At 61.3% G+C, this 18,140-nt stretch carries 17 protein-coding genes; 5 read left to right on the top strand and 12 right to left on the bottom strand.

Translation table 11 applies throughout. The annotated features are described in order from the left end of the window. A partial coding sequence (locus tag VJR68_RS03480) for an acyltransferase (protein WP_324146158.1) occupies positions 1–1,054 on the top strand: 1,054 nt, incomplete at its 5' end. Between the two features lie 178 nt (positions 1,055–1,232). Here VJR68_RS03480 and VJR68_RS03475 read toward each other — a convergent pair. From VJR68_RS03475 to VJR68_RS03455, 5 genes are all read right to left on the bottom strand, one after another. Then, positions 1,233–2,129: a MurR/RpiR family transcriptional regulator gene (locus VJR68_RS03475; RefSeq protein ID WP_324146157.1), complete on the bottom strand. Its 897-nt coding sequence runs from the start codon at positions 2,127–2,129 to the stop codon at positions 1,233–1,235. 4 nt (positions 2,130–2,133) lie between these two features. Continuing rightward, positions 2,134–3,453, bottom strand: coding sequence for a peptide MFS transporter (locus VJR68_RS03470; protein ID WP_324146156.1), 1,320 nt, complete (start codon positions 3,451–3,453; stop codon positions 2,134–2,136). 285 nt (positions 3,454–3,738) lie between these two features. Continuing rightward, a complete protein-coding gene (locus VJR68_RS03465) occupies positions 3,739–4,761 on the bottom strand; it encodes a dipeptide epimerase (protein WP_324146155.1) in 1,023 nt (340 codons plus the stop codon). Between the two features lie 12 nt (positions 4,762–4,773). Further along, positions 4,774–6,771: a serine hydrolase domain-containing protein gene (locus VJR68_RS03460; protein ID WP_324146154.1), complete on the bottom strand. Its 1,998-nt coding sequence runs from the start codon at positions 6,769–6,771 to the stop codon at positions 4,774–4,776. A 52-nt stretch (positions 6,772–6,823) separates the two neighbouring features. Further along, entirely contained in the window at positions 6,824–9,124 is a 2,301-nt protein-coding gene (locus VJR68_RS03455; protein ID WP_324146153.1) for a TonB-dependent receptor, read from the bottom strand. Between the two features lie 267 nt (positions 9,125–9,391). On the opposite strand from VJR68_RS03455, the gene VJR68_RS03450 reads away from it, so the two are divergent. Further along, complete coding sequence (locus tag VJR68_RS03450) at positions 9,392–9,775, top strand: hypothetical protein (RefSeq protein ID WP_324146152.1); 384 nt, start codon at positions 9,392–9,394, stop codon at positions 9,773–9,775. Positions 9,776–9,912: 137 nt separating this feature from the next. Here VJR68_RS03450 and VJR68_RS03445 read toward each other — a convergent pair whose 3' ends face one another. From VJR68_RS03445 to VJR68_RS03425, 5 genes are all read right to left on the bottom strand, one after another. After that, complete coding sequence (locus VJR68_RS03445) at positions 9,913–10,098, bottom strand: hypothetical protein (RefSeq protein ID WP_324146151.1); 186 nt, start codon at positions 10,096–10,098, stop codon at positions 9,913–9,915. 61 nt (positions 10,099–10,159) lie between these two features. Further along, positions 10,160–10,336: a hypothetical protein gene (locus VJR68_RS03440; RefSeq protein WP_324146150.1), complete on the bottom strand. Its 177-nt coding sequence runs from the start codon at positions 10,334–10,336 to the stop codon at positions 10,160–10,162. Between the two features lie 76 nt (positions 10,337–10,412). Next, complete coding sequence (locus VJR68_RS03435; RefSeq protein WP_324146149.1) at positions 10,413–10,661, bottom strand: hypothetical protein; 249 nt, start codon at positions 10,659–10,661, stop codon at positions 10,413–10,415. 288 nt (positions 10,662–10,949) lie between these two features. Beyond that, positions 10,950–11,294, bottom strand: coding sequence for a carboxymuconolactone decarboxylase family protein (locus tag VJR68_RS03430; protein WP_324146148.1), 345 nt, complete (start codon positions 11,292–11,294; stop codon positions 10,950–10,952). A 102-nt stretch (positions 11,295–11,396) separates the two neighbouring features. Then, positions 11,397–11,903, bottom strand: coding sequence for a RidA family protein (locus VJR68_RS03425; RefSeq protein WP_324146147.1), 507 nt, complete (start codon positions 11,901–11,903; stop codon positions 11,397–11,399). Positions 11,904–12,069: 166 nt separating this feature from the next. Here VJR68_RS03425 and VJR68_RS03420 point away from each other — a divergent pair, with 166 nt between their 5' ends. Together VJR68_RS03420 and VJR68_RS03415 are read left to right on the top strand one after the other, a co-directional pair. Further along, positions 12,070–13,473: an RAD55 family ATPase gene (locus VJR68_RS03420; RefSeq protein ID WP_324146146.1), complete on the top strand. Its 1,404-nt coding sequence runs from the start codon at positions 12,070–12,072 to the stop codon at positions 13,471–13,473. Positions 13,474–13,477: 4 nt separating this feature from the next. Continuing rightward, positions 13,478–13,834, top strand: a complete 357-nt coding sequence (locus tag VJR68_RS03415; RefSeq protein ID WP_324146145.1) for a response regulator — start codon at positions 13,478–13,480, stop codon at positions 13,832–13,834. Between the two features lie 98 nt (positions 13,835–13,932). On the opposite strand, the gene VJR68_RS03410 is transcribed toward VJR68_RS03415, so the two are convergent. Both VJR68_RS03410 and VJR68_RS03405 read right to left on the bottom strand, forming a co-directional pair. Then, complete coding sequence (locus VJR68_RS03410; protein ID WP_324146144.1) at positions 13,933–16,353, bottom strand: PAS domain S-box protein; 2,421 nt, start codon at positions 16,351–16,353, stop codon at positions 13,933–13,935. Between the two features lie 104 nt (positions 16,354–16,457). Continuing rightward, the gene (locus VJR68_RS03405; protein ID WP_324146143.1) at positions 16,458–17,081 is read right to left on the bottom strand and encodes a hypothetical protein; all 624 of its coding nucleotides are present in this window, start codon (positions 17,079–17,081) and stop codon (positions 16,458–16,460) included. A 149-nt stretch (positions 17,082–17,230) separates the two neighbouring features. Here VJR68_RS03405 and VJR68_RS03400 point away from each other — a divergent pair, with 149 nt between their 5' ends. Further along, positions 17,231–17,920 (top strand): aspartate/glutamate racemase family protein, encoded by a 690-nt coding sequence (locus tag VJR68_RS03400; protein WP_324146142.1) that lies wholly within the window; start codon positions 17,231–17,233, stop codon positions 17,918–17,920. The last annotated feature ends 220 nt before the right edge of the window (positions 17,921–18,140 follow it).

The following is an 18,140-nucleotide window of genomic DNA, read 5'->3' as shown; positions in this document are numbered from 1 at the left end:
CGATCGGGGGAATTCCTTCGATCTGCTGCGGCACTTCGCGGCTTTGCTTGTGCTATTCAGCCATCAATTTGCCCTGCATGGGTTGGGAGAGCCTGTTTATCCGTTTTGGGATAGCTATGGCTTCGTTGCGGTCGCCATCTTCTTCTCGATATCCGGTTACTTCATGCCGGCCAGCTTCAGTCGATCCGGCAACTTCATCGAATTCAGCAAACGGCGGTTGAGGCGCCTGCTGCCTGGCATGGTGGTGTGCTCGTTTCTGATGACGTATGTGCTGGGCGCCATCTACGCGAGCGGGCCGGAATGGGACTACGTCACGTCGAAGTTTGCGTGGGTCACGTTCCTGAAGTATTCGACATTTCTGGGGCAGGCGATTCCAGGGGTGTTTGCAAACTATATCTATCCAAACGCGATCAACGGAAGTCTCTGGACATTGCCGATCGAGTGTCTCTGTTATGTGGCCATCGGCGTCGCGCTGTCTTTTTCGCAATCGTGGAAGATGGTGCTCGCGCTCTTTGTGGGCTCGATGCTCGGGACGGCATCGTTGGTGCATACCGGCACCGGGTTTGCGTTTTATGGGGCGCCGCTGAATTACCTTTGCATGTTCGGAATATGCTTCAGCGGCGGCGCCCTGCTATCCGTAACAAAAGCGACGTGGTATCCAAGCCGATGGTTGCTGGGCATGTTTGGCATCGCGGGTATGTTCCTCATGCCAGGTGGGCTTGAATACAGTGTCCTGGGAACGTTTGGCATCACCCTTATGGTGGCGGTTATCGGCGAATCGTTGAGCGAAAAGCTGATCAACGGGAAATTCGATATTTCGTATGGCATGTATATCTACGGATTTCCGATCCAGCAGATCGTCATCAATAAAGTGACGCACAAGTTCTGGCCTGGCATGGCGATATCGATGCTGCTTGCGGTGGTTGCCGGGTACCTGTCCTATCGTTTCGTCGAAAAGCCTTTCCTCCGCAAAGGCCGCAAGATTCAACCGCCAAGCGAGGCTGCGGCGTCTGGTTTGCCTGAGCCGGTGCAGTCGTCGGTACACAGTACGTAGGCTGGGATGAAATCCCAGCATGTGTGAGGCAGCGAATGCTGGGATTGGCAACCCAGCTTACGAACTACATGGGTCGAAGCAGTATGTGGGTTGGGATGAGGTGAAGCCGAACCCCAACATGACCCGCAAGCACCCGGAGATGTTGGGGTTTGCGTTCCGCTCACCCCAACCTACGTTGTCAGCGTGGTTTTCTTGGCTTGCGCTTGTCGGTGCCTGCAGCCGACGGTTCACGCACACCACTACCCAAATACCCCACCAGCTTCTGCCGCAACTCGTTGACGTCGCCCAACCGCTCCATCACCTCCTCGCCCATTTCCTGCACGAACGAGGTGGCGAGCAGGCTGAACAAGGTGGTGTAGGCGCTGTAGCTGTGCCATACCCAGCTGGGGCGGATCATCAGTACGTGCGGGGTGAGGTCGCGTGCCCAGTAGCAGTCGGTGTCGGTGATCATCACCAGCGGGATGCCGCGTGCGGCGACTTCTTCGGCCAGTACGCGGAACTGCTTGAAATAGCGGCGCATGTCGAGCAGCACCACGCAGCTGTTGCGGGTGGAGCCGAGCAGCATGTCGATGTAGGCACCATCGCTGCCGGAGTGGAATGACACGTGTGGACGCAGGTGCTCCAGCGTCTTGGCGAAGCCCTCGGCGAGAAAGGCGGCGTGCTGGAAGCTGGCGACGGAAACGCGGTCGGCCGACATCAGTAGTTTTGTCACCGATTTCCATTCCTTGGTGGCGACCAGCGCGTGCACGTCGGTGAGTGCGCGGATCTCCGATTGCAGATGGGCGGCTACCGCATCGGTATCCTTGGGTTGCTCCGGTTCCTTGTACAGATGGCGCCAGCTGCCGTCGCCGCGCAGTGCTTCCTTCAGCTCGTTGAGGCCGTCGTAGCCAAGCGTGCGCAGAAAGCGGCCGACGGTCATGGGGCTGACGCCGACGCGCTTGCTCAGCGATGCGGCGGTTTCGAACGGCAGGTCGCGGATGTTGTGCAGCAGGTAATGGGCGATCTTCTGCTCGGACGCGGTGAAGCTGTCCCAGCGATCCTTGAGCAGTTGTTGCAGGTCCTTGGGTGTCGTCATCGGGTTACCGGGAGAGCATGGCGGCCAGGCCCGCATTCTCGCGCTTTTCCACCTGTCCCATGCGCACGCCGACCACATACAGCAGCAACGCGGCCACGCCGGCTACGCCGCCGATCAACATGAAGAACCAGCCGTGCGGCAGCGGACTCCACAAGGTGCCCAGCGCGCCAGCCAGCAGGTTGCCGAAGAAGCCGGCGAAGAACCAGGTGGCGATGCAGGTAGCGCGAAAACCCTCCGGCGCCATGCGCCCGAACAGCCCCAGGCCCACCGGCAGGATGTATAGCTCGCCCAGCGTCATCAACACGAACCAGGCGGTAAGCCAGCCCCAGTGGGCGCGCGTGCCGTGGGCCTCGGCCCAGGCGGCTACCGCGGCCAGCAATATGTAGGAGAGCCCCACCACCGCCGCGCCGAACGCCATCTTGTGCAGCCAGGGCGTTTCGATGCCGCGCTTGGCCAGGCGTGCCCAGCGTGCCAGCAGCAACGGTGTGGCCGTAAACACCACGAACGAATCGAGCGACTGGAACCACGTCATGGGAATGCTCCAGTTGGTGGTGACGTGGCGATCCACGCCTTCCTCCGCCCATAGCGCGATGGTGTTGCCAACCTGTTCGTAGGCACCGCGGAACACCACGATGATCGCCGCCACGCCCATCAGGAATGCCAGCCGGCGCCATACGGATTGATCGAGCGGCGGCCGTGCGGGCTGGCTGTTATCGGTGCGTTGAGTCTCGCGCGGCAGATGGTGCTGGCCGCCCAGATAAATCACCAGCGAGGTCAGCATGCCGATGCCGGCCGCAGCAAAACCCCAGTGCCAACCATAGGCTTCGCCCAGGCTGCCGCAGATCAATGGCGCAATGAAGGCACCGATATTCACGCCTACGTAGTACACGTTGTACGCGCTCTTGCTGCGCGGGTCGCCTTCGCGATACAGGCCTTCGATCTGGCTGGCCAGACTGGGCAGAAACAAGCCGTTGCCCAATGCAATGGTGGCGAGCGCGGGATAGAACAGCGGCTCGGAGGCCATCATGAAATGACCCAGCGCCATCGTGGTGCCGCCGATGATCACCGCCTTGCGCTTGCCCAGCCAGCGGTCTGCAACGATGCCGCCGAATACTGGCGTGAAGTAGACGAACGCCGCGTAGACACCGTAGATCAGCGAGGCGTATTCCTGGCGGATGTCCAGGTGCATGGTCATGTAGTAGACCAGCAGCGCGCGCATGCCGAAGAAGGAGAACATCTCCCACATTTCGGTGAGGAACAGGATGGTGAGGCCGGGTGGGTGGCCGAACCAGTTGCGCTGGCGTGGGTTGTTAGTGGTGGGCATGCGCGGCTTTCCTCTATGGCGTGCAGCGGATGGACGCCATAGAGGCTCGGGTTTCCGCAAGGCCGTCATTCCCGCGAAAGCGGGAATCCATTTTCAGGGATGCATCAGAGCAAGATGGATTCCCGCTTTCGCGGGAATGACGGCTCTGGGGGTAGTCAGCATTTGGTTTTATAGGGAGTGCTGCGCACGGCGTATTCACACTGGATTCCGGCCTTCGCCGGAATGACGGTGTGGTGCTTATCGGCATCACTGAAAGCGGCAAGTCCACGAAACATTCCTCATGATTCACGCAGTAGCCGTCACCGGCCCACCCCACACCTCATCCGCACACCAGATCCGCCCATCCCGATAACTCACCCCCGGCGTGCGATCCGTGCGCACATACACCGGCCCATCCAGATCCACCACCGCGCACAGCGAGCCCAGCACGAACGCCGGCGCCATCGACCACGATGATCCCCCCATATTGCCCACCATCACCTTGAAGCCAAGATCGCGCGCCATCCGCGCCATCGTCAATGCTTCGGTGAGGCCGCCGCATTTGTCGAGCTTGATGTTGATGATCTGCACGCGTCCCACCAGCTTCTGCAGATCGCGGTGATCCTGCACGCTTTCGTCGGCGGCAAGTGGAATGGGGGAGTTCAAGCCATCGAGCAAGTTCTCGCTGCCGACCGGGAAAGGTTGCTCCACCACGGCAACGCCGGCTTCCACGAAAGCCGGCAACGCATCCTGCAGCGAATCGCGCGTAAAGCCCTGGTTGGCGTCCACCATCATCCATGCACTGGGGCGTGCCGCGCGTACGGCGCGCACACGTTCCGCATTGCGGTGGTCGTTGGTCAGTTTGAGTTTGAGCGCGCGTGCATCGGGGAGCTGGCGGGCGTTTTCGGCCATTACCTCCGGTTCGTCGGCGCTCAACGTAAAGGTGGTCAATAGCGGTTGCGGCGCGGGCATGCCGGCCAGTTGCCACACCGCTTTGCCTGCGCGCTTGGCATCCAGGTCCCACAACGCGCAATCGAGGGCGTTGCGTGCGCCGCCGGCGGGAAGCAGTTCCTGCAATTGTTCGCGCGTGATGCCTAGTTCGATGCGCTCGTGCAACGCTTCAATCTGCTTGAGCATGGAGGCAGGTGTGTCGTTGCGGTAATACACGCCCAGCCCTTCGCCGCGTCCCACGCGTTCGCCATCCTGCAGGTAAACCACCAGCACCTCGCTCTCGGTAAACGTGTAGCCGGTGATGTGGAACGCCTGCGTCAGCGGGCGCTTTTCGATGCTTGCGCGCAAGGTGAGTGGCGCTTGCCAGAGCTTGGTCATGAGATCCCCTTATCAATAGCTGGTGCTGAAGCTGACCAAGCCGAAGGCCAGGATGAACCAGAACAGATACAGCGCCGCCAGCGCGAGCAAGATTTCACCCACGCGTACCCAACGGCTGCGTTCGGCGGGGCGCCAGTTGCGCCAGGTGTGCACGACGATGGCGGCGGCGCCGAACAGCGCAATCACACCAAGCACATACAGCAGCACCATCCATGGAGTCGCCGAGCCGTGCAGCAGCACGTTCTCGTCAATGCCGGCGGCGACCAGCAACGCCACCCAACCCAGCACGCTCACCAGCATCGCCAAGGTGCCAAGACGCGACAGCAAACGAGTACGCAGCAGTGTCGGCGAGAGATCGAGCGAACGGCGGTAATGGCGACGTATCAGCCAGCCGACGAACCAGATCAGCATCGTCACCAGCATCACCACGATGGCAATAACCACCAGCACGCCGGCGCTGCCCAGACTCTTGTAACCGGCTACACGCTGAAACACTTCCACGCCGGGCAGATAATCCGTCGCCCAATAGCGAATGCTGCCATCCGGATTGGAGACGAACGCGAGCTTGTCCTGCCCGTTCACTTCCTGATATTGCAGCGGGCCGACTTCGCGCCAACGCAGCGGCTGCCCCGCGTAATCGGTGAGGAAGGACACCATCAGCGTGCCATCCGGTTGCGCACCGACATTCACCTGTCCAGTGAGGTACAGCATGCGCAGCGCACTTTCGTTGCGGCGGCTGGCCTCATACCAGCCCACCACTTTCGCGGCATCGTCCTTGGCGGTGGAAAGCGTTGGCTGAGCCGGTTGGGTATAGGGAAAGTAGCGATCGAGAAAGGCGTCAAAGATCGCCGTGCGCACCATCAGCGTGCCATGCGCTTCCGGATTGCTGGCGCTGTTGAACGACATGAACACGCCAATGTTCTTGTCCAGCAGCAAATGCAGGTCGCTATGGAAATACACGGTGTCGCCGCCGTGGCCGATGATACGCAGGCCGTTGCGGTTTTCCTGATAGAAGCCCAGATCGAAACCATTGATGCCTGGCGCCGGCACGTACTGCTGGCTATGCATCAACTCAGCGGTTTGTTGTTGCAGGATGCGCGTATTGCCGTACTGGCCGTTCTGCAGCTGCGCGATCATGAAATGGGCCATGTCCATGGCGGTGGAACTCAGGGAACCTGCCGGTGCCGGGTCGACCAGTTCGAACGGTTGCGGCGTGCCATCCGAGGCGGTCTTGTAACCCTTCGACAGCATCGATGCCAACGTTGGCGGCAGCGGTTGCGCAAAGCTCGAATGCGTCATCTTCAGCGGCTGGAAGATATGGTTGGCGACGTAATCGTCGAAGCGTTCGCCGGAAACACGCTGCACGATATAGCCGGCCAAACCGCAACCGTAGTTGGAATAGGCGACGATCTCGCCCGGCGGGAAGATGCGCGCGGGAATATGCGTCTTGAGGTAACGCTCCAGATTCACCTCGCCAATCGACGCCGGCAGCAAGCCCTTGGCGGTATCTTCAAAACCCGGCGTGTGTGTCATCAAGTTGCGCAGGGTGATCGGTTTGCCTTGATAAGGCGGGATCTTGAAATCGAGGTAATCGTTGACGTCGTGATCCAGCTGCAGCTTGCCCTGCTCGACCAGCTGCATCACCGAGGTCCAGGTGAACAGTTTGGAGATCGAGCCAGGGCGAAACAGGGTGTTTTCCGGCGACGGTGTCGTACGATGCGCGAGATCCGCGTAACCGTAGCCTTTGGCGAACAGCACGTTGCCGTCCTTCACCACCACGATCACGCCGCCAGCGATATCGCTGCGTTGGAGTGCGAAGGCAATCAATCCATCAAAGAACGCGGTGACGTCTTGTTGCGTCATGGCGGGTGGTACGGTTTCGGTATTGACGCCTGGTTGTGGCGCCGCAGTGCTGGGCCCTGGCGGTGTCGGTGGTGCCGCCTGCGCCATCGCGAAACTGGCGGTAAAGCCGGCGAACAGAGCCACCAGGCGTCGTACGTGGCGATTCATGCGGATACTCCATGCAGGGGAAGCATCAGGAACATGCTTATGAAGGGCGGGCTCAGAAATCGAGGCTGGCGGACATGCCGACCGTGCGCGGTGTCTGGTACGTGGCCTGGAACGGACTGCCAAGCGGATTGATCGTTTCCGGCCACACCGCCGTAATGCCGCGCTGGTTGCCCAGGTTCTTGGCGTACACCTCGACCGTCCAGTTATCGACGTTCACACCCGCGTGCAGATCGAGATTGTTGTAAGCGGGCAGGCGTACGCGCGGCCCTGGCACCGGATTGAACTCCGACGCACGCGCGCCGATGTAGCTGACGTTGCCGCCGATAAAACCGGACCAATCCCCGGCAATCGGAAAGTCGTAATCCGCGCCCAAGTTCGCGCTCCACTTCGGTACGTAGGGCAGCGCATCGCCTTTCAGGCCATAGATGCTGCCGGTGGGCGTATCCGCTGCCAACGCGGCTTTCGTATAGGTGGCATTGGCCAACAGCGTAAGTCCGCGCAGCGGCTTGAACGTCCAGTTCAATTCCACGCCTTTGCTGGTTGCCTTGCCGCCATTGCCGAGAAAACTGATGCCGCCGACGGTGGTGGTGAGCTGTACCTTGCTCCAGTCGATGTAGAACACGTCGCCGTCGAAGCTCATGCGCTTGTCGAGCATCAACGCTTTCAGGCCGAACTCGTCATTCACCAGCTTGTCTGGATCGAACGTGAGGGGTGCGCCGAGTCCAGGCGGTACGCCTACGTTCGGGCCACCGGGGCGGAAGCCCGAAGCGACGCGGATATATGCCATCACGTCGTCGCTGAATTTGTAGCTGGGATTGAACAGATACGTGACCGGATGATCGTGGCCGACGATGGTGAAGTCGGTGGGGCCGATCAACAGACCCTGGCTGGTCTGCGTGTAGGAGGTGTAATCGTTGCTGTAGCGCGCGCCGACCAGAATGCTCAGTTGCGACGTGGCATGCCAGGTGAGATCGCCATAGCCGGCCCACTCGCGGAAGATCGCCGGCCCTTCGGCGATAACCCCCAGCGTTGGCAAGTCGATGGGGGCGCCGGTGGTGGCGTCGAAACTCAGGATGCTCTGATTGTCCGTGGTGTGCTCATGCGTAAAGAACACGCCGGCGCGCCATTCCCAGGTTTGATCCGCCGGCGATTGCAGGCGCAGTTCCTGCGTCACCTTGTTCAACGCGATCGGTTGCAGTTCTGAGTAACCACCGTTGGCGAGGCCAAACAGTGGATTCAGCACCGGGCCGTAGAGCGCCGTAATGTCGGTGTTTTCCTTGAAACCCAGCGTGCCGTAGCTGGTGGTGGAAACGAGCCTGGCCCAGCCGAAATCCGCATTTACCGTCAGATCGTAGAGACGGTATTTGATCTTGAACAACCCCGTGCTGGCAGCGCGTGCCTGATTGGGCCAGCCATAGACCGGTCGCAAGGTAGAGGGGTCGATGTCGATGCCTTGATTGGCCAGGCCATCGCTATGGAGATTCTGCGCGAGCGCAGAGAAACGCACCGATACTTTATCGTTCGGCGTCCACAACAATTGCGCGCGTCCGCCGCTGACTTTCGCTTCGTCGATCTCGGTCTTGCCGGTGGTGATGTTGCGGATGTAGCCGGGATCGTCGCGGTCGTACACGTTCACGCGCAGCGCGAGCTTGTCGGTGATCAATGGCAGATTGACCGTGGAGTGCGCGCCATAACCACTGCCGCCGCCTTGCACGCTGCTGGTGCTGAAACCGATATGCGCGCTGGCTTGCGTGGCATCCGGCGGCGTGGTGACGAACTTGATCAGCCCGCCGAGCGTGTTCGATCCATACAAGGTGCCTTGCGGACCGCGCAGCACTTCGATGCGCTGCAGATCGCTGGGGTCGATATCCGGCGTGAGCACGCTGCCGGCCGAATACACCGTGCTCGATCCGAACGGCGTGTCGTCGATATACGTGCCCACGGTTGCATTCGGCTGCCTGCCGCCGGAGGTGATGCCGCGCAGCACCAGCTGCGTCCAGCCTTCGCCGGAAGAGATCACATTGAGTCCCGGCACCTGCGAGGCGTAATCGGTAAAGCTGAGCGCGTTCTGGCGTTGCAGCTTGGTGTCGTCCAGCACGGATACCGCCATCGGCACGTCCTGCAGGCGTTCTTCGCGCTTGTTGGCGGTGACGATGATGGTGCCCAGTTGCGCCGTTTGCTGCGGCGTATTGCGTGATTTTTGCGCGCCGGCTTTTTGCGGCGTGGCCTGCGCCGTGCTTGAGGCGGCCTGGTTGCCGCCGTCCTGCGTTTGCGCGATGGCGCAGAGCGGGCTCATCAGGCCCAAGACAACCGCTGTGACTAGACGGCGACGAACGTATGGCAAACCACTCATGTCCACGACCCCCTCCCCGAGATACGGACAGCCCGTGGCGTGCATTGGTATCAAGATAACATTTGTGTGTCAATGATAGTTAGATAACATTTTCGTCAAAGGCTGCGTTTGGCGTCGCATGAATTTGCTTGCGTGGCCTGTTCCTGCGCGTGTACAAGGTGGCTTGGCGGTCCGCTTTCGAGGGCCGCCTGGGGGCTGATTTCTCATCGTGTATCTGCTGCTGCAAGCGGCAGGTTTCTTCGTGTTATCGCGTTAGCAGGGGGAATAATGAGCAACGACAATCCGTATCAGGCGCCGCGTGCGCAGGTGGACGACCATTCACCGTCCGACAGTGCCGATCTGGAGCAGATTGCCAGCGGGCAGAAGCTGGTGATTTATTCGATCATCTTGAACTTCGTGACCATGGCGGCGCGGAATTCCCCAGGTCTCGCATTGGCGTTGAGCCTGGTTGCGCTGGTGATGGCGATCATCGGCATTCTTCGTTTGTGCGGCGGTTTTGGGCATTCCACCGGCACCAAGGTGTTGCTGGTGATCGGGTGTTTTGTGCCGCTGGTGAACCTGGTGATCCTGGTGGTGTTGAGCATGAAGGCCACCAGCCGCTTGCGCGAGGCGGGTTACAAGGTGGGCTTGTTGGGGGCCTCGCGGCCGTAAGTTGCGTGCAAGTCTCGTAGGCTGGGATGAAATCCCAGCATCCATGAGGTACGCAATGCTGGGATTTCATCCCGGCCTACGAGGCCATATGGCCGTCATCCTCGCGAAAGCGGAATGACGACCGTGGTGTTCAAAAGCTATGTACGCCCGCGCTCCATCGGCCACACGCTGAACGCAAACACGTACATCATGATGATGTTCACCAGCGGCACGAAGATCAGCAGCGACCACGCGCCGTGGTAGCCGGCTTTCGAGACGATCTTCCAGGCAGGAATCACGGCCAGGATGGCGGCGAACAATCCAAAGAACGGGTGCGAATGCATAAGCCCCTCACTTTCCGCTTTGGCTCCCCATTGGAGTGGGGCTAGCTTAGCCGGGATGCGCTCATGCTGCGTCTTCGGCGGGCCATGCCGCGGTTTGCGTTTCGGCCATGGGCGCAGCCTGGCGATGCAACCATTCGTCCAGGATGCGCTCGGTGACCACGCAAGGCTCGCCCACGCAGCAGGCGGAGCAGGATTGGTTGTGCAGCATCAGCGCTGCGACGACGGATGAAGTAGTCATGGCGGAACCCCCAAGACCCCGCAACATTGGGGCCCTGGAAACCTTATCGGTCGATGTGCGCCAAGCTTGAATCCGTTCAGTTGGCGCCAGCGGCGGCCGCCAGAATCCAGCGCGAGGGCGTGCAAATGCCATAGGCGGCCAGCACCTCGTAGATACGTTCGGTGACCCAGTCGAACTGATCGAGCGATACGCGGTTGCGGATCGCATCGGCCCGGTCCATGAACTCGATCCAGAACTCGACACCCTGGTTGTGCTTCAACAGCTCCGGCATGGCGCCGGCCAGTTCGGCCAATTGCCGTTCAACTTCCTGCAGGGGCATGGACACGACGTCTCCGCGTTCGGGTAGCCAAGGTCAATAGCCGGCGCAGAGCCGGCTGGAGAGGAGACGTTTGGCGCGGCGGATTTTGAAACGGCGCGGTGGCTGGCCTGTGGCATTGCCCTGCTTGACGTCATTCCGGCGCAGGCCGGAATCCAGTAAAAAATGACGTGCGCAGCACACGACATAAGGATTTTGTGTGCTTCGCACGACGTACTTCACTGGATTCCAGCTTTCGCTGGAATGACGAGCAAGAGTTTCCGGTAAGTGAAAAACGTTACGGCCGGAGCATCGGGATTAGGACCCCGCCTCATGCGCACTCACCGCATCCATCACCCTCGCCGAATACACCAGCGCGGCGCCTGCGTTGAGGGCAATCGCCACGCCCAGCGCCTCGGCGATTTCCTCGTGGCTGGCGCCATGCTTCAGGGCTTCGCCGGTGTGCACGGTGATGCAGCCGTCGCAGCGGGTGGTGACCGCTACGGCCAGGGCGATCAGTTCGCGCGTCTTGGCATCCAGCTTGCCGGTTTTCTGGGCTGCCTTGGACAGGGTCTGGTAGCCGGCGACGGTGTCGGGGCTGAGTTTGCCGATCTCGCCGATGCGGCCCATCAATTGCTTGCGGTAATCCAGCCAGTCGAGCATGGGAAGGTCCTCGCCGTGGAAAACGGCAGCGGGGCACGATGCCCGCTGCTCGCGTTTCATCATGCGCTCTTGGGCGAGCGAGGACATGTGTCGTGACAGCGACTAACCCTTGGGCGTGTGTTCGGCCGGCTTCGCCGGCGCATGCATCGGCACGGGTACGACGGCTACCGCGCTTACTTCCAGCATCACGTCTTTGCGGAACAAGCCTTTCACTTCCACCAGGCTGGCAGTGGGCATGGGACCGGTCATGTATTCGTTGCGGATCTTGCGATAGGTATCTATCTGCGACATGTCCGTGACATACGTCGTCATCTCCACCACGTCGGAAAAATTCGCGTCGCCGGCCGCCAGCGCGGCTTTCAAATTCTCGAAAGTTTGCCGAACTTGCGCGGCGAAATCGCCGGCACCGACAAGCTGGCCGTGTTGATCGAGCGGCACCTGGCCTGCGATGTACACCGTGCGCCCGCCATCGACCGTGATGACGTGCGTGTAGCCATGCGGTGCGCCTAGCGTGGATGGATTGATGTGTTGCACGGCCGGCGCCTGGCCAGCGGCGAAGAGGGGGCTGGCGGACAGAGCAAGAACCCAAGCAAGCACGCTGCGCTTCATCGCTGTTTCCTCGACAAGCCGGTTTGGTGGCATCGCATCATACCCGGCGCCGCGTGACGGTCATCAAGCCGGGTTGCTGCACGTCCGCTTGCCGTGCCCTCTGCCATTGTTGGTCCGGGCAAAGGGCCCGTATGATCCACCGACAAAAAGCGGGGGAGAGCAGCTAGTGATTGAAAAGATCTCCACAGGTGTGGAAGGGCTGGACCGTCTGATGGGCGGCGGTTTTTTGCGCGGCTCGGCGTACATCATTCAAGGTCCGCCGGGTGCGGGCAAAACCCTGCTTGCCAATCAATTCTGCTATGCGCACGTGCGTGCCGGCGGCAAGGCGCTGTACATGTCGCTGCTGGCCGAATCGAGCGCACGCATGCTCAATTACGTCAGCCAGATGGCGTTTTTCGATCGTGACGTGGTGCCTTCGCGCATGGAGTACATCAGTGCTTATGGCGTGCTGGAACGCGAAGGCTTGCCGGGCCTTTTGAAGCTGGTCCAGCACGAATTGAAACGCCACGATGCAACGGCGATGGTGCTGGATGGCACCTTCGTGGCGCAGTCGGTCGCTTCGGAGAATGAATTTCGTTCTTTCATCCACACCTTGCAGGGCGTGGCCGGTCTGGCCGGTGCCGTGCTGGTGATGTTGACGCATCAGGCGCGCGAAGAGAGCAGCCCCGAACACACGATGGTCGACGGCTGGATCGAAATGAATTACGACACCGTCGGCTACCGCGCGGTGCCGAGCATCCAGGTGCGCAAACATCGTGGTGCGCAGGTGTTGAGCGGCAAGCATCTGTTGCGCATCAGCGCGAACGGTGTGGAAGTGTATCCGCGCCTCGAAAGCTGCATCAGCGATATGCCGCCGCGCCCGCATCCGAATACCGCCGTCAGCACCGGCTTGCCGGATCTGAATCGGCTGCTGGGCGGCGGTCTTCCCTCCGAATCGGCGACGCTGATCTTGGGGCCTACCGGCTCAGGCAAGACCACGCTGGGCATGTATTTCGTGGCGCAGGCGACGGAGCAGGCACCGGCGTTGATGCTCAGTTTTTACGAGAGTCCTACGCGCTTGCGTGCGCGTGCACGGGAACTCGGCTTCGATCTGGATCGGCTGGCGGACCAGAATGTATTGCGCTTGTTGTGGTTGTCTCCGGCGGAACTGGTTGTTGACGAAGTGGCGCATGGCATCGTGCAGCACGCCAAGGCGATTGGTGCAAAACGCGTTTTCATCGATGGCATCGTGGTGTTGCGCGACAACCTGATTTATCGCGAGCGTCTGCCGTATCTGATCAATGCCCTGAGCCTGCAATTGCGCGAATGCGGAGCGACGGTGGTGTACACGCAGGAATGCGCGGAAATGGAGGTCGACCGTGCCATGCCCAACGATGAGCTGTCGGCCATGGTCGATAATGTGATGGTGCTCAACATTTCGCGCCGTCATCACACGCACCAACGCTACATATCCATCATCAAGATGCGCGATCGGCATTTCGATCTGCGCGTGCAGCCGTTCTACATGGGGGAGCAGGGGTTGGCGCTTGGCTTGAACCCCAAGGCGGCCGGTCCCGGCCAGGCGGATTGAGCTGATGCTACGAATCCTGTTGGTGGAGGACGATTCCGATGTCGCGCAAGTGACCGGTGGGATGCTGGAATATGCCGGCTACCACGTCACCACGGCCTCCAACGGCCGCTATGGCCTGGACCTTATCCTGCAGGAACAGCCGCAACTGGTCATCACCGATTTCATGATGCCGATGATGTCGGGGCTGGAGATGATCGAACAAGCGCGCGCGGCGGGATACGCCGGCCCGATCATTCTATGCAGCGCGGTGCCCGAATCGCAGTTTCCGCCGCACCACGCACGTTATGACCTGTTTTTGCACAAGCCGTATGGCGTGAGCACGTTGCTGAGTGCGCTGGAGCATTTGCGCGCGCGGATGTGATGTTTCGCTGTAAGTGGGGGTGAGCGGAACGCGAACCCCAACACGCGATGCCTGCAGCATGGCGAGTTCGGTTGCGCCTCACCCTGACCTGCGTCGCGTTACTCGCCGCTCGGTTCGAGCTGCGCATGGCGCCACTCGATCAATCGCCGCACTTGTTCCCCCAGCGTCTCGACGTTGAACGGCTTGGGCAGCAACGCCATGCCAGCCGGCAGGCTTGGCGAAGAATGCACCGCGGTCGGATCGTATCCGGTGATCAGCAACACCGGTACGTGTGGATGCTCATGGCGCACCGTGTCGGCCAGGCTGCGTCCGTTGATGCCGGGCAGGCCGATGTCGGTGACGATCAGGTCGAAGGTTTGTCCGGCCATCGCCATCGATAAACCTTCCAGGCCATCCGACGCTTGCGTCACGTTGTAACCCAGTTTGACGAGTACTTCGGTGACTGCCTCACGAATGACGCTCTGGTCTTCCACCAGCAGGATGTGTTCGCCATGCGCGGCCGGCCGCCCTTGCGCCGTCACCCATTCGGTACGCGCCTGCGCCGGGCCGACGTAGCGCGGCAGTAACAAGATGATGCGCGTGCCTTCGCCCAGTTCACTCTCGATGACGCAATGGCCGCCGGATTGGCGTGCAAAACCGTACACCATCGACAGGCCGAGCCCGGTACCCTGGCCGACCGGCTTGGTGGTGTAGAAAGGATCGAACGCACGCTCGCGCACGTCTGCCGGCATGCCGGTGCCGCTGTCGGCCACCACGATCTTGACGTAGCTGTCGTCCGGATCAAGCACGTTGAAAGCGGACGGATCATCACCGTTGACGTTGGAAGCTTCGATACGCAGGCGACCACCTTTGGGCATCGCATCGCGCGCGTTGATGGCGAGGTTGAGAATGGCGTTCTCAAGCTGGTTCGCATCGCAGTGCGCGGCCCACAGTTCTTCCGGCAGCGCGAGTTCCAGCGCGATGTGTTCGCCGATCGAATGGCGCAGCAGTTCGCTCATGCTGGCAATCAGCTCGCCCACATCCACGGCTTGCGGATCCAGGGCCTGGCGGCGTGCAAAGGCGAGCAGGCGATGGGTGAGACCGGCGGCGCGGCGCACGCTGCCGAGCGCGTTCTGGATGTGCTTGTCGGCGGCAGTGAATTGCGCGCGCCGGCCGATGATTTCCACCACTTCCAGCGAGCTGGAAATGGCCTGCAGGATGTTATTGAAATCGTGCGCGATGCCGCCGGTGAGCTGGCCCAGCGCTTCCATCTTCTGCGATTGCCGCAGCTGGGTTTCCATCTGGATCTTTTCGGTAAGGTCGCGCATGAAGATGCACATCGCAGGCCCGGAGGCGAGCGAGAGCACGCTGACGCTCAATTCGGCGGTGAAGCGCCGCCCCGAACGATTCACCGCAGTGAGTTGATGCGTTTGCCGTACCGGTTTGTGCTGCCACGCCGATGTCAGCCAGTCCTCCGCCGTGTTGTCGCCGTGCGGAAAGCACAGCGTGGTCAGCGGCTTGCCCAGCACTTGTTCGCGTGACCAGCCGAACAGTTCCTGCGCCTGCGGATTCCACTCGGTAATGCGGCCGGATTCGTCGATCTGCGCGAAGGCATCCAGCGCGGTGTTGACGATGCCGCGGAAGCGGCGCTCGCTTTCGAACAGCGCCAGTTCCGCATTGCGGCGGGTGGTGGCATCGCGCGTGACTTTGGCAAAACCGATCAGCTCGCCGTTGTTCCACACCGGATCGATGATCACGTTGGCCCAGAAGCGCGTGCCATCCTTGCGCACGCGCCAGGCGTCCGTTTCGAAGCGTCCTTCGTGCAATGCGGTGGTGAGTGCCAGTTGCGGAATGCCGGCGGCCACGTCTTCCGGCGTGTAGAACGCGGAGAAATGGCGGCCGATGATTTCCTCGGCGCGATAGCCCTTGATCTTCTCCGCGCCGCCGTTCCAGCTGGTGACGTGGCCGGTGGTATCCAGCATGAAGATCGCGTAGTCGGTAACGCTGCGCACCAGCAGTTCGAAATCGCGTTTGGAGCGGGCGAGATTTTCGACCATTTCAGCATGCTGTACGTCGGCGCCCGACGCCTGCGTCGCGGCGAGTTCCTGCGCTTGTGCGAGCTGCGCTTGCGCGTGCTTGCGGTCGGTCAGATCCACCAGCGCGTTGATGGCGCCAATCAGCTCGCCGTTCTCGTCGAACAGCGGCGTAGGGTAGGGCATGAACGGCACGCGCCTGCCGTCGGGGCGCTCCGCCACCGCTTCCACGCCGCGCACCGGGCGGCGTTCGCGCAGGGCGATGGCCATGGGGCATTGCTCGTGCGGCAGCGGCGTGCCATCGGGCAGAAACAGTCGCCATGTCACGCACCACATTTCGCCGAGGGCAGGCTGCCGTCCTGCGAACGCGACGGCGGCGTCATTGAAATACGTGATGCGCCCTTCCGCGTCGGTGGTGTAGATCGCCAGCGGAAGGTGACTCAGTACATTCAAGTCGGGCGATACGTTGGTATGGTCGCCCGCCGTGGGTGATAGCTTGCTCAACACGCTCAACGCCTTTCCCAGACACTTGCCCTATAAAGAGAGCGACGATGCCCCTGAAGCGGGTGAAAAAGTCGTGAACGATTGTAAGCCCGCTCCCGGGGCAAAAATCAATGCGTAGCGGGCTGGCTGGCCGCGGATCGCTCCAGCGCGCCATGCAGCGTGGCAACGATGTGCTGCCCCAATTGCCCATACGTCTGAGCACGGGGATGGCGTTCACGTTTGGCGCAGCCCGCCAGCAGATCGGCGCCGGTGTGGCCGTCAGCCTGCATGGCATGGGCGTACAGGCATGCCCGGGGGGCATCGAGAAAGGCCTGGATTTCCACGCTGATGCGCTGTGAAGGGGCCGCGGCGGCGGTCGGCACGATGAAGATGGCCAGCGCGCGGTGGCCGCGGCGGCGCAGATGACGCATGGATTCTTCCAGCTCCACGATCAGCACGTGATCGTCAGGCAGCGAGAGGTCGCGCAGCAGCACGCTTTCGATTTCCGTCGCCGCTTTGCGCGCTTCCATCTCGATGCGGCCCAGGAAGCCCATGCGCAGCTCCTGCCGCGTATAGCGCAGCGGCATGGTGGAAACCTGCGTATCGTTCTTGCGCACGATCCAGGAGTGATTGACGCGCTCGAATGAGATGCCGGCCTCTTCGTAGCTTTGGCGGCAGTTCTCCGCACTGATGCTGGCGTGCGCCGCCCAGGCGGTTTTGAGGTAGGCGAGGTTGGGCTGGGTGCTGATCATGCGGGTCTCCCGGTCACTGCCGCACGGCATGGGGCCGGGCTCATCCGGGTTATCGGCGGCCCGGCCCGGAACTTCAATGCGGGGGCCGGTGCTGGGATTTCATCCCAGCCTACGCGATGCTACGCGTTTGCACGCGGAGAGGACGCAGGATGAAAACGCTTGGGCTGATCGGCGGCATGAGTTGGGAATCCACCGTTCCCTATTACCGGCTGATCAACGAAACCATCAAGGCCAGGCTGGGCGGCCTGCATTCGGCAAGGCTGGTGATTTACAGCGTCGATTTCGATGAGATCGCCACGCTGCAGCATGCCGGCGACTGGGATGCCGCCGGACAGGTGCTGGCGGATGCAGCGCGGCGTCTGGAACGTGCCGGTGCGCAAGGCCTGGTGATCTGCGCGAACACCATGCACAAGGTGGCGCCCGCGATCGAAGCCGTCGTGCGCGTGCCGGTACTGCATGTGGTGGATGCCGTGGCCGACGACATTCGCGCTGCCGGCTTTCACAACGTCGGTTTGCTCGGTACGCGTTTCACCATGGAGCAGCCGTTCTACGCCGAACGCCTGGCGCGGCATGGCTTGCAGACATTGATACCGGAACAGGCCGATCGCGAGCTGGTGCATCGGGTGGTGTACGAGGAGCTGTGCCTGGGCAAGATCGTCGACGATTCACGCGATGCCTATCGCCGCATCATGGCGGAGCTTGTTGCGCGGGGTGCGCAGGCGATCATTCTGGGTTGCACGGAAATATCCATGCTGGTAAGCGCGCGGGATGCGGCGGTGCCGTTGTTTGATACGACGGCGATTCATGCGCGCAAGGCGGCGGAGTGGATGCTGGCTTGAGGGCATGGCACTCGTTTTAGGTCGTGATGCTTGCCGAGATCGGCTCCCTCCCCTGCGGCAGTAGGGGAGGGTCGGGGCGGGGTTGCTTGAGCTTTAGCGCACAGCTGACGACAGAAAAACATCATGAAAGACATGCATTGCAGTGAGGTTTAGATCCCGCCGCTCGCTACGCTCGCACCCCGCCCTAGCCCCAATGCTCCGAACTTAAGGGTTTTCAACC

It is taken from the genome of Dyella sp. (assembly GCF_035277725.1).
Classification (GTDB): Bacteria; Pseudomonadota; Gammaproteobacteria; order Xanthomonadales; family Rhodanobacteraceae; genus Dyella_B.
The sequence above is the reverse complement of the archived record's forward strand: the minus strand, read 5'-3'. Positions and strand labels throughout refer to the sequence as shown.